The organism is Fusobacterium perfoetens ATCC 29250 (genome assembly GCF_000622245.1).
GTDB lineage: Bacteria > Fusobacteriota > Fusobacteriia > Fusobacteriales > Fusobacteriaceae > Fusobacterium_B > Fusobacterium_B perfoetens.
This window is the reverse complement of record NZ_KK211416.1, coordinates 128,425-140,886: the sequence shown is the minus strand read 5'-3', so window position 1 is coordinate 140,886 and position 12,462 is coordinate 128,425. Positions and strand designations below refer to the sequence as shown.

Annotated in this window: 13 protein-coding genes; 9 read left to right on the top strand and 4 right to left on the bottom strand. The window is 27.1% G+C overall.

The annotated features are described in order from the left end of the window. Positions 1-5 precede the first annotated feature (5 nt). On the bottom strand, positions 6-1,331 hold the full coding sequence (locus T364_RS0107550) for a Na+/H+ antiporter NhaC family protein (RefSeq protein ID WP_027129036.1): 1,326 nt from the start codon (positions 1,329-1,331) through the stop codon (positions 6-8). Positions 1,332-1,517: 186 nt separating this feature from the next. Between T364_RS0107550 and ald the strand changes: the two genes are divergently transcribed. Next, positions 1,518-2,624: an alanine dehydrogenase gene (gene ald, locus T364_RS0107545; protein ID WP_027129035.1), complete on the top strand. Its 1,107-nt coding sequence runs from the start codon at positions 1,518-1,520 to the stop codon at positions 2,622-2,624. Further along, positions 2,625-2,903 (top strand): HU family DNA-binding protein, encoded by a 279-nt coding sequence (locus T364_RS0107540; protein WP_027129034.1) that lies wholly within the window; start codon positions 2,625-2,627, stop codon positions 2,901-2,903. Positions 2,904-2,943: 40 nt separating this feature from the next. Here the strand turns inward: T364_RS0107540 and T364_RS0107535 are convergent, their stop codons facing one another. Together T364_RS0107535 and T364_RS0107530 are read right to left on the bottom strand one after the other, a co-directional pair. Next, a complete protein-coding gene (locus T364_RS0107535; RefSeq protein WP_027129033.1) occupies positions 2,944-3,738 on the bottom strand; it encodes a peptidylprolyl isomerase in 795 nt (264 codons plus the stop codon). A gap of 143 nt (positions 3,739-3,881) precedes the next feature. Continuing rightward, entirely contained in the window at positions 3,882-4,385 is a 504-nt protein-coding gene (locus T364_RS0107530) for a GNAT family N-acetyltransferase (protein WP_027129032.1), read from the bottom strand. A 252-nt stretch (positions 4,386-4,637) separates the two neighbouring features. Here T364_RS0107530 and pnp point away from each other — a divergent pair, with 252 nt between their 5' ends. The 7 genes from pnp (at position 4,638) to rlmD (ending at position 11,644) form a co-directional block, all read left to right on the top strand. Beyond that, positions 4,638-6,761 carry a polyribonucleotide nucleotidyltransferase gene (gene pnp / locus T364_RS0107525; RefSeq protein ID WP_027129031.1) on the top strand — a complete coding sequence of 708 codons (2,124 nt, stop codon included), beginning with the start codon at positions 4,638-4,640 and terminating at the stop codon, positions 6,759-6,761. A gap of 16 nt (positions 6,762-6,777) precedes the next feature. Continuing rightward, on the top strand, positions 6,778-8,112 hold the full coding sequence (gene rimO / locus T364_RS0107520) for a 30S ribosomal protein S12 methylthiotransferase RimO (RefSeq protein WP_027129030.1): 1,335 nt from the start codon (positions 6,778-6,780) through the stop codon (positions 8,110-8,112). A 9-nt stretch (positions 8,113-8,121) separates the two neighbouring features. Continuing rightward, positions 8,122-8,670: a CDP-diacylglycerol--glycerol-3-phosphate 3-phosphatidyltransferase gene (pgsA, locus tag T364_RS0107515; RefSeq protein ID WP_027129029.1), complete on the top strand. Its 549-nt coding sequence runs from the start codon at positions 8,122-8,124 to the stop codon at positions 8,668-8,670. A 20-nt stretch (positions 8,671-8,690) separates the two neighbouring features. Beyond that, positions 8,691-8,951 (top strand): YggT family protein, encoded by a 261-nt coding sequence (locus tag T364_RS0107510; RefSeq protein ID WP_027129028.1) that lies wholly within the window; start codon positions 8,691-8,693, stop codon positions 8,949-8,951. 97 nt (positions 8,952-9,048) lie between these two features. Continuing rightward, on the top strand, positions 9,049-9,996 hold the full coding sequence (rsmH, locus tag T364_RS0107505) for a 16S rRNA (cytosine(1402)-N(4))-methyltransferase RsmH (protein ID WP_027129027.1): 948 nt from the start codon (positions 9,049-9,051) through the stop codon (positions 9,994-9,996). Between the two features lie 14 nt (positions 9,997-10,010). Then, complete coding sequence (locus T364_RS0107500; protein ID WP_027129026.1) at positions 10,011-10,274, top strand: hypothetical protein; 264 nt, start codon at positions 10,011-10,013, stop codon at positions 10,272-10,274. Then, positions 10,274-11,644 (top strand): 23S rRNA (uracil(1939)-C(5))-methyltransferase RlmD, encoded by a 1,371-nt coding sequence (rlmD, locus tag T364_RS0107495; protein WP_027129025.1) that lies wholly within the window; start codon positions 10,274-10,276, stop codon positions 11,642-11,644. Before T364_RS0107500 ends, rlmD begins: the two co-directional genes overlap by 1 nt. Before the next feature lie 67 nt (positions 11,645-11,711). Here rlmD and T364_RS0107490 read toward each other — a convergent pair whose 3' ends face one another. After that, entirely contained in the window at positions 11,712-12,461 is a 750-nt protein-coding gene (locus T364_RS0107490) for a phosphate ABC transporter ATP-binding protein (protein ID WP_027129024.1), read from the bottom strand. Position 12,462 lies beyond the last annotated feature (1 nt).

Genomic DNA, 12,462 nt, shown 5'->3' with positions numbered 1-12,462 from the left:
ATTATTTAACTTAATTTTTTAGACCAAAATTTATAAGAAATAAATGTCCAAAGTGGTATAAAATATAAGAAAAAAGCCAGTGGTACAGCCTTATAAAAAACAACCTCTAAAATAGCACAAGGAACAAAACAAGAACTATTCCAAGGAATAAAATTATTTAAAAGAACTGATGAATTTTCTAAATCTAAAGTTAATTCCTCTCTTGATAGATTTCTTGAATCATAAATTTCTTCCATAACTTGTTCTGTCATAATTACAGATACTGTTTGGTTGCAACCAATCATCCCAGCTAAAATACTTATTCCTATCATATTTAAGAAAAGTCCACTTCTCGTGCTTATATTTCTAATTTTCGATTTTAAAAATGATAAAATTTCCATTTTTTCTAAAATTCCAATTAATAAACAAGAGATAACAATTACTAAAGTAGCATTAGCCATTGAAATAACTCCCCCACCTTTTATAATTTTTTCTAAAGGATGTCCATTAAATTTATAAAATCCACTAAAAGCATATTGCAATAAATTAATAAATTTTTCTCCTTGTAAAAATATTCCTATAATTCCAGCAATAATAATACTTATCCCCATAGAAATTTTTACATTTATTTTTAAGAAAGAAAGTAAAATTATAGAGATAAGTGGTAAAAATATAAATCTAATATCTAAATTATAATTTTCCATTATAATTTTTGGTAAAGTTGTTTCACTTGTATCTAAAGTAAAAATTTGTGATAAAACTATATATATAAGTGATGTTAAAATAAAAGGAATAATAGTTGATTTTATCATATTTTTTAAGTTGGTATAAATATCTACTCCTGTTAAAGAAGAAACTAAATTTGCACTAACTGAAATTGGTGACCATCTATCTCCAAAGTAAACTCCAGATATTATAGCTCCTCCTACAAGACTTAAATTAATATCTCCAGTTTTTGCAATAGCCATAAGAGCCATTCCAATTATCCCTGTTGAAGCAAAAGCACTTCCTAAAATAATCGAAATAATACAACTAATAAAAAATACAAAAAATAAAAATATTTTTGGATTTATAAATTTTAGTCCATAATAAACAAGGGCAGGAATTGTACCTGAAGCCATCCACATAGCTGAAAGACTTCCAATAAATATAAAAAGAATTATTACAAGACTGGATTTTTTTCCATATAATATAGATATATCTATAATTTCATCTAAAGTTACATCTTTTTTGATAGAAATTAATGATAAAATTATATATATTCCTAAAATAATTCCTCCTATAGTAAATTTTGTTTTTAATACAAATAGAATTAGCAATAAAAGACTTAAAAAATATATACCCTTTTTCATAAATTTTTTCACCACCTAGTTAATCTTTTATTATATTATAGTATACCCTATAATAAAAATAAAATAAAGGTTTAATATTGTAACATTATCTATTATTTATAAAATATATAAGTCCATTATAATTTGCTATTTTAAAAAAAATGATATATAATTATTGTGTAATATAAAGAAAGGGGATAAATTGGCATGAAAATAGGAATACCTAAAGAACAAAAGGACAACGAAAGTAGAGTAGGCTTAACCCCTGCTGGTGTAGGTCAGTTGGTTTTAGATGGAAATGAAGTATTTGTACAAAAAGGGGCTGGTATAAATACAGGAATAACTGATGAAGAATACATTAAAAGTGGGGCTACTATAGTTGAAACAAATGAAGAATTATATGAAAATACAAAATTAATAATAAAAGTTGAAAGACCTCTTCTTTCTGAAATAAAACTTTTAAAACCTCATCATATCCTGTATTCTTATCTACATCTTGCTGCTCAAAAAGAGGCTACTCTTGAATTATTAAAAAGTGGAGCTACTTGTATAGGATATGAAACAATAATTTTAAAAGATGGTAGTATTCCAATCCTTTCTCCAATGTCAGAAGTAGCTGGAAAAATGGCTGTTCAAGTTGGAAGTTATTATTTACAAAAAAATAATGGAGGAATGGGAAAATTATTAGGTGGAGTTCCTGGTGTAGAAAGAGGTAAAGTTGTAGTTTTGGGAGCTGGTGTAGCTGGACAAAGTGCTATTAAAGCTGCCTTTGGTTTAGGAGCTGAAGTTACTGCCATAGATATAGATGTAAATAAGTTAAGATATCTTGATGATAGTTATAAAAGTCAAATAACTACTCTCTATTCAACTCCTAAAAATATAGAAAAATCTGTAGCTAGTGCAGATTTATTAATAGGAACTGTTTTAATTCCTGGAGGAAAAACTCCTTGTTTAGTTACAAAAGAATTTATAAGTTCTATGCAAAAGGGAAGTGTTATTGTTGATGTTGCCATTGACCAAGGAGGATGTTTTGAAACTTCTAAAATTACCTCTTTAGAAAATCCTACATATTCAGTAGATGGTGTAGTTCATTATTGTGTAGGAAATATGGCAAGTGCTTATCCATTAACATCTACTCTTTCTTGTGAAAATTCTATATTAAAATATGCTAGAGCTATAGCTTGTCGTGGACTTAAAGGAGCTTGTGAAATCTATCCTGAACTTTTAGGGGGAATAAATATAAAAGATGAAAGGGTTACTTGTAGAAAAGTTGCTGATAGTTTAAACTTAGATTATGTAGGAGTTGGATTTTAGATGATAAAAAAAGAGTTTGTAGAATTATACTGTACTAGACATAATATTGAAGAAAAACAAGGACAAAAAGATATTGAAAATTTTCTTGATACATTAAAATATGCTTTAACTATTGATAAAAACCTTATTTTTAGAAATTTTGGTTCTTTTGAAGTTAGAAAGACAAAAGAAAGAGTTGTTGTAGACCCCAAAAATATCAGTAAAAAAATAGATGTAAAATCTAGAAAATATGTAAAATTTAAAATTAGTAGAACTTTTGAAAATAAATTAGCTGATTAAAAAAATTAGGCTATTGTATAAAATTACAATAGCCTTTTTATTATTCTGTATCATCACTTTTTAATTTTTTTTCAATAGCTCTTATCATTTTAGGAATAAAAAATTCTCTCTCTTTTTTCTCTACTTTTTCTTGTGGAGTATAGATTTCTTTTAATTCAGTTTGATATCTAGCAACTTCATCTTCAAATTCGCTTATATCTTTAATTGGATATTTTTTTAAGTTAGGATATTTTTCATCAAGAATTTTATTCCATTCATCCACTTGAGTTTTATTTAAAGCAAGTAATAAATCATAATGTCCTGATATTTTAACTTCTTTTATAACATCACCTTTTTCTAACTTTCTACTAGTTTCACCATCTATTTGAGATACAATCTCTCCAAATACTGTGTGTTTATTATTTAAGAAATCAGCTGGATATAATGTTATAAAGAATTGTGAACCACCAGTATTAGGTCCCATATTTGCCATTGCTAACATTCCTGATTGATAGAAATCAAGCCAGTTTACAAATTCATCTTTAATAGCATATCCTGGTGTTCCTTGTCCTGTACCTGTAGGGTCTCCCCCTTGAACTATAAAGTTTTCAACTGCTCTATGAAATACTGTGTTATCATAATATCCTCTTAAAGCTAAGTTTACAAAGTTAGCAACTGTAATAGGTGCTGCTTCTGGATAAAGATAAAAATTAATTTCTCCTTGAGTTGTAACAAATGTTGCTCTTATATCATTATATTTTGTAAGGTCTGCATTTCCTCTTTTAGAAAGGCTACCACAAGCTCCTAAAACTAATAATAACATAGATACAACTAATAATTTAATAAATTTTTTCATAAAAATTTCCTCCAAAGTCTAATATTCTTACTTTTGACTATATAAATAATAATTTTGTCTAAAAAATATTTTAAAGATTAAATTTACAAGTTTTATATAAAATAAAATCATTCATTTTATTAGTTTTTTATATCCCCATACTTTTATAAAATTTTTTCATAAGCAACTCTTTCTGTTTTATCTTCCACTAAAATAATACCACAATATTCAAAACCATTTTTTTCAATAAATTTTCTCATAGATTTATTTTCTTTATGAGTATCTATTCTAAAATTTTTTATTCCTTTTTTTAAAGCTTCTTTTTCTGAAAAATCTAAAATTATTTTGGCTAACCCTCTTCCTTTATAAGAATTATCTATGGCAACTCTATGTAAAACTCCATAAGGATTATTTGTTTTCCAATTTCCCTCATAAATATTTTTATAGTTAATTTCACCATCAAAAGATAAAACAAAAGTTCCTACAATTTTTTCATCATCAATTAAAACATAACTTTCTTGTAATTTAATATCTTTAGAGATAGTTTCATTGTTAGGATAATTATCATTCCATTGGTTAAAATTATTATTTTTCATATATACTTTAGCTTGATTTATTATTTTGATAATATTTTTTAAATCATTTTCTAAAGCTAGTCTTATCTCCATTTAATCACTCCACATTTTTTCTGTAAATAATAGCATAAAATCTAAAAAAAATCAAATTGGAATAAGAAAATCTTAATTGATTTTTTTATTTAAAAATGATATACTTATATGATAGAATTGCCTTTTAGAAGAAATAAAAGTGTAAGTAGTAAGAGAGGGAAAATAAATATTTTATTTTCATTCCCTTATTATTTACCTAAAATACTAGTTTCTTCTAAAAAGGAATAAATTTTAAAAATTAGGAGGAATTTAATGTTTAACGAAACAAAATTAGAATTAGAAATTGGTGGAAGAACCCTATCTCTTTCAACAGGAAAATTTGCTAGACAATCAAATGGTGCTGTAATGATTCAATATGGTGATACAGTTATGTTATGTACTGTAAATAGAAGTAAAGAAGGAAGAGCTGGTTCTGACTTTTTTCCATTAACAGTAGACTATATTGAAAAATTCTATGCTGCTGGAAAATTTCCTGGAGGATTTAATAAAAGAGAAGCTAAACCATCAGTAGATGCTACTCTTATTTCAAGATTAACAGATAGACCAATAAGACCAATGTTCCCAGATGGATTTAATTATGAAGTACAAATAGTTGATACTATATTCTCTTATGATGGAGAAAATACTCCTGACTATCTTTGTGCTATAGGTTCATCAGCTGCTCTTATGATATCTGATATTCCTTTTTTAGGACCTGTATCATCTGTAATAGTTGGTAGAGATAAAAATGGAGAGTTTATATTAAATCCTACACCAACTCAACTTGCTGAAAGTGATTTAAACTTAAAAGTTGCTGGAACAAAAGAAGCTGTAAACATGGTTGAAGCTGGAGCTGCTGAAATGGATGAAGAAACTATGTTAAAAGCTATAATGTTTGGACATGAAAATATTAAAAAACTTTGTGAATTCCAAGAAGAATTTACAAAATTAGTTGGAAAAGAAAAAATAGAGTTTGTTAAAGAAGAGCCAAATCCATTAGTTAAAAACTTTATAGATACAAATGGAGAGGAAAAATTAAAGGCTGCTGTACTTACTACAGGAAAACAAGCTAGACAAGACGCTGTAGATGCTTTACATGATGAATTAAAAGAAATGTTCATCAATGAAAACTATCCAGAAGTTCCAGAAGAAGAGTTACCAGAAGATGTAATGACAGAATTTGACACTTACTATGATGGACTTATGAAAAAATTAGTAAGAGAAGTTATTCTTTATCACAAACATAGAGTTGATGGAAGAAAAACTGACGAAATAAGACCTTTATATGCTGAAGTTGGAACTTTACCAATGCCTCATGGTTCAGCAATGTTTACAAGAGGAGAAACTCAAGCTCTTGTTACTGTAACTTTAGGTTCAAAAGTAAATGAACAACTAATAGATACATTAGATGAAGAATTCTACAAAAGATTCTATCTTCACTATAACTTCCCAGCTTATTCAGTAGGAGAAATTGGAAGAAATGGAGCTCCTGGAAGAAGAGAGTTAGGACATGGTTCATTAGCTGAAAGAGCTTTATCATATGTAATTCCATCTGAGGAAGAATTCCCATATACAGTAAGAGTTGTATCTGACATTACAGAATCAAATGGTTCATCTTCTCAAGCTTCAATTTGTGGAGGGTCATTAGCTTTAATGGACGCTGGAGTACCTATTAAAGAACATGTAGCTGGAATTGCTATGGGACTTGTAAAAGAAGGAGATGAATTTACAGTTCTTACAGATATAATGGGACTTGAAGACCACTTAGGAGATATGGACTTTAAAGTAGCTGGAACAAAATCAGGAATTACTGCTTTACAAATGGATATAAAAATTACAGGAATCACTGAAGAAATTATGAGAATTGCTTTAAATCAAGCTCATAAAGCCAGAATAGAAATATTAGGAGTTATGAATGCTGCAATTCCTACTCCAAGAGAAGAGTTAGCACCTAATGCTCCAAGAATCCATAGAATGCAAATAGATGTAGAAAAAATTGGAGCTTTAATCGGACCAAGTGGAAAAAATATTAAAAAGATTATAGATGAAACTGGAGCTTTAATTGACATAGAAGATGACGGAAAAGTTTCAATATTCTGTGCTGATTTAGAAGCTTTAGAAGAAACTATAAAACGTGTAAACTACTATGTAAAAGATGTAGAAGTTGGAGAAGTTTATAAAGGAAAAGTTGTAAAAGTAGCTAAATTTGGAGCTTTTATGGAAATATTACCAGGTAAAGAAGGACTTTTACATGTATCTGAAATTTCAACTGAAAGAGTTGCAAATGTAGAAGATGTACTAAAAGAAGGAGATACCTTTGATGTAAAAGTAATTTCTAACGAAGGTGGAAAAATTAGTTTAAGTAGAAAAAGAGTATTATTAGATTTAGCTAAATAGTTAAGGAGAACAATTAATGAAATTAGGATTAATAAGCCTTGGTTGTAGTAAAAATACAGTTGACAGCGAAAATATGTTAGGAATATTAGTTAAAGAAAAAAATTTAGAACTAGTAGAAAATATAGAAGAGGCTGATATAATAATTGTAAATACTTGTGCATTTATAAATGATGCTAAAGAAGAATCTATACAAACTATTTTAGAGATGTCTGATTATAAGAAAGATGGCTCTCTAAAAAAACTAATAGTTTCTGGTTGTCTATCTGAAAGATACAAAGAAGAATTATTAAAAGAAATTCCAGAAATTGATGCTGTTGTTGGAACAGGTGATGTAGATAAAATTGGTGAAGTTGTAGACTCTATAATAGACGGAAAAAAAGAATTAAGAGTAGGAAGTTTAGACTTCCTACCTACTTCAAAAACTCCAAGAATGCTTACAAATTATCCTCATAGTGCTTATTTAAAAATTTCTGAAGGTTGTGATAAACATTGTACTTATTGTATAATTCCATCACTTAGAGGAGATTTAAGAAGTAGAACTATTGAAGATGTAGTGGCTGAAGCTGAAAATCTAGCAAAAGATGGAGTTGTTGAATTAAATCTTTTAGCCCAAGAAATTACAGAATATGGAAAAGATATATATGGAAAAAGAATGTTACCTGAACTTTTAAAAGAACTTGTAAAAGTAGAGGGAATAAAATGGATAAGACTTTATTATATGTATCCAAATTCTATATCTGATGAACTTATAGAAGTTATAAAAAATGAACCAAAAATTTGTAATTATTTTGATGTACCTATTCAACATATATCAGATAATATTTTACAACAAATGGGTAGGGCAAAATCAGGAGAGGTTATAAGAAATATTCTTGGAAGAATAAGAAACGCCATTCCTGAAGCAACAATTAGAACTACTGTAATAGTTGGATTCCCTGGAGAAACAGAGGAAAATTTCCAAGAACTTAAAGAATTTATAGAAGAATTTAAGTTTGACTATGTGGGAGTTTTCAAATATTCAAGAGAAGAAGATACAGTAGCTTATGATTTACCAAATCAAATACCAGAAGAGATAAAAGAAGAGAGATGGGCTGAACTTCTAAATATTCAGGGTGAAATCATTGAAAGAAAAAATGAGAAATTTATAGGTGAAACTGTAGATGTAATCATTGATGGAATTTCAACAGAAAGTGAATATATGTTAGAAGGAAGAATGAGAACTCAAGCTTTAGATATAGATGGAAAAGTTTTAACATCTGATGGCACAGCCAAAATAGGAGATATAGTCAAAGTAAAAATAGAACAAAATTTCCAATATGATTTTATAGGTCCTATATTAGATGAGGAGTAAGGGGGAGAAATGAATTTACCTAATAAGCTTACAATAGCAAGATTAGTATTAGCAGTACCATTTATTTATTTTTTAGAAAACTCTGTTGATGGAGGTTGGTTATATAGAATTATAGCTTTAGCTCTATTTGCTGTAGCTTCAATAACAGATTTCTTTGATGGATATCTAGCAAGGAAATATAATTTAATAACAGACTTTGGAAAAGTAATGGACCCTTTAGCTGATAAAGTTTTGGTTATATCTGCTTTAGTTGTTATGGTTTATCTAAGATATATTCCATCTTGGATGTCAATAGTTGTTATATTTAGAGAATTTTTAATAAGTGGAATAAGAATTGTGGTAGCAGCTAAAGGAGAAGTTGTAGCAGCTAACAAGCTTGGAAAATATAAAACAACTTCTCAAATGATAGTTATAATGATATTAATTTTATTTGGAAAAGAATATCCTACATTAATAAATTTAAATACTATCTTAATGATAATCCCTGTGGTATTAACAATATGGTCTGGAATAGAATATATCAATATAACAAAACATTATTTCTTAGAAGGAAATTAATAAAATAATTAGGAGGTTATATGAGATTATTATTAATGAATATAGTTCATTACATTGTATATATTTTACAAATTATAATTTTACTTAGAGTATTAATCTCTTGGTTAGCTCCATATACTAGAAATGATTTTACTGAAATAATCTATTCAATAACAGAACCACTATTACAACCTTTTAGAATGATATTACCTTTAGGGTACAGTAGAATAGATATTTCTCCTATATTAGCTTATATAGCTTTAAACCTTATAAAAAAATTAATATTTTTCTTAATATTTTAGAAAAATTTATAATTTATAAAAAAATAGAGATACTCTTCTCTATTTTTTTTATGTATGATATAATAATAAAGAACTATAAAAATTGAAAGGAAAAATAATGGAAGATATAAAAAATACATTTAGTGAATATCATACCCCTGTATTATATTATGAAACAATAGAAAATCTTGTGGTTAATAAAGATGGTGTTTATTTAGATTGTACTTTAGGTGGTGGAGGTCATTCTGAAGGAATATTAAAAGCTCTTTCTGATAAGGGAATATTAATATCTATAGACCAAGACCAACAAGCTATAGATTTTGCTTCAAAAAGATTGGAACCATATAAAAATAAATGGAAAGTTTACAAAGATAATTTTCAAAATTTAGATACAGTATTATATATGGCTGGTAAATATCAAGTAGATGGAATTCTTATGGATATTGGAGTATCTTCAACTCAACTTGATGATGAAACAAGAGGTTTTTCATATAGATTTGATACAAAACTTGATATGAGAATGGATAAAAGTAGCTCTCTTTCAGCTTATGAAGTTGTAAATGAATATCCAGAAGAAAAACTTTCAAAAATAATTTATGAATATGGAGAGGAAAAATTTGCTAGAAAAATAGCTAGATTTATTTGTGAAACTAGAAATATAAAAAAAATAGAAACTACTGGAGAACTTGTAGAAATTATAAGAAGAGCATATTCTGGAAAATCTCAAAAGCATCCAGCTAAAAAAACTTTCCAAGCTATAAGAATAGAAGTTAATAAAGAGCTTGAAGTTTTAGAAATTGCTATTGAAAAAGCTGTGAAATCTTTGAAAAAAGGTGGTAGACTTGCTATAATTACATTCCACTCACTAGAAGATAGAATTGTAAAAAATAAATTTAAAGAGCTTGAAAAAGGTTGTACTTGTCCACCAGAATTACCTGTATGTATTTGTGGAAAAAAACCTCAAGTAAAAATTTTAACTAAAAAACCAATATGTGCAGGAGTAGAAGAATTAAAATACAATAATAGGTCTCACTCAGCTAAATTAAGAGTAATAGAAAAAATATAGGAGTGATGTAGAAAGTGAAAAATTTTGTATTATTGTTAACAATAATAGTAGGTGTTTTTTTTGTACATAATAATCTTTTAATAAAAATTTCTAGACTTGAAAGAGAAATATATGTGGAAAAAAGATATGTCGAAGAAGCTGAAAAAAAATTGGCTATGATAAAATTGGAATACGATAAAAAAGCAGATTTAAAATCTTTTGAAACTGAAATGCATGAAAAATATAAAATGGAAATAACAAATAATATAAATTATTTTTCTACAGAAATGGAGGACTAATGCCTGTATCAATAGGAGAAAAAATTCAATTAAATATAGATAAAATTGTCTATGGTGGAGAGGGACTTGGATATTATAATGATTTTGCAATATTTGTACCAATGTCTGTCCCTGGAGACAAAGTAGAAATAGAGATTATCTCTAAAAAGAAAAATTATGCTAGAGGAATAATCACAAAATTATTAGAGGCTGGAGCTGAAAGAATAGACAATGAAAGAATATCTTTTGAAGATTTTCATGGTTGCGATTTTGGAATGTTAAATTATGAAGCTCAATTAAAATATAAACAAGAGTTAGTAAGAGATGTAATGGAAAAAATAGGTGGAGTTAAAGATGTAGAAATTTTACCGATTGTTGGGTCTGATGAAATATACAATTATAGGAATAAAGTTATTGAACCTTTTGCCTATGGAAAAAATCATGAAATTATTACAGGAATGTTTCAAAAGAGAAGTCATGATGTATTTCAAGTTAAAGAAAATATGCTTAGCTCAAAATTAAGTAATAAGGTTATTAACAAAGCAAAAGAGATATTAAATAATGAAAAGAGAATATCTGTATATAATGAAATAGAGCATAGGGGAATTTTAAGACATATAATGACTAGAACAAACTCTTACAATGAAGCTATGGTTGTTCTTGTGGTAAACTTAAAAAAAGTTACAAAAGATGTAGAGGAGTTCCTTTCTAAATTATATAATCAAGTAGAAGAAATAAAATCTGTTTATGTTTCATTAAATACAGAAAAAACAAATTTTGCTTTAGGAAAAACTATGGTTCATTTATTTGGAGAAAAAACTATTAAAGAGGAAATTTCTGGAATACATTTTAATATTTCCCCAAGTTCATTTTTTCAAATTAATTTAGGACAAACTAAAAAATTATATAATATTGGAATTAGTTATTTTGATAATATTAAAGATAAATATATAATAGATGCCTTTTCTGGTACAGGAACTATTGGAATGATGTTATCTAAAGAGGCTCATAAAGTATATTCTATTGAAATTGTAAAATCTGCAGTAGAGGACGGAATGAAAACTGCAAAGGAAAATAATATCGAAAATATGGAATTTATTATTGGAGATGTTAATAAAGAGATTGAAAAACTTATGAGTAGTGGAAAAAAAGTAGATTCTATAATTTTTGACCCTCCTAGAAAGGGAATTGAAGAAAAAACTTTAAGAGATTTAACTAATCATAAAATAGATGAGATTGTATATATCTCTTGTAATCCATCAACTTTTGCTAGAGATAGCAAAATTCTGATAGAAGAGGGATATAAATTGGAAAAAATCCAACCTGTAGATATGTTCCCACAAACTGTCCAAATAGAAGTTGTAGGAAAGTTTTCTTTGATAAAATCTTAAGTTATAAAGATGAAACTACCTAAAAATTAAAAAACCTCAGAAAATTTAATTTCTGGGGTTTATTTTTTTATCCATAAATTCCTTTAATATATTCCTCTGTTCTTTTATCTTTAGGAGATGAAAAAATTTTATCAGTTTCTCCCATTTCTATTAATTGACCATCTAAGAAAAAAGCAATATAGTCAGAAATTCTTTTAGCTTGAAATAAATTATGAGTTACAATAACTATAGTATATTTATTAGAAAGTTTTTTTAATAGATTTTCAATTTTATTTGTATTTTGAATGTCTAAAGCTGAACAAGGTTCATCAAGAAGTAATATTTCAGGGTCAGAAGTTAAAGCTCTAGCTATACAAAGTCTTTGTTGTTGTCCTCCACTAAGTTTAAGAGCAGATTTTTTTAAATCATCAGCAACTTCTTCATAAAGTCCAGCATCTTCTAATTTTTCTTTTACAATTTTATCTAATACTTTTTTATCTCTTTCACCATAATAAATAGGAGCATAAGTCATATTTTTATAAATAGAAAAAGGAAAAGGAGTAGGAGTTTGAGAAACTAAACCAATGTGTTTTCTCAAAATTTCTCCCTCAATATTTTTTATATTTTTTTCTCCTAAAAATATATCTCCATTTATTTTTACATTATTTTCCTCTTGGATTAAGTGATTTAAAGATTTTAAAAAAGTAGTTTTTCCACAACCTGATGGACCAATAATTGCAGTTATTTTATTTTTTTTAATATCTAAATTTATTTTTTTTAAAATTTTTCTATTGTCAATCTCAACTTCTAAATCTTTTATTTTCAATATATTTTCCAAA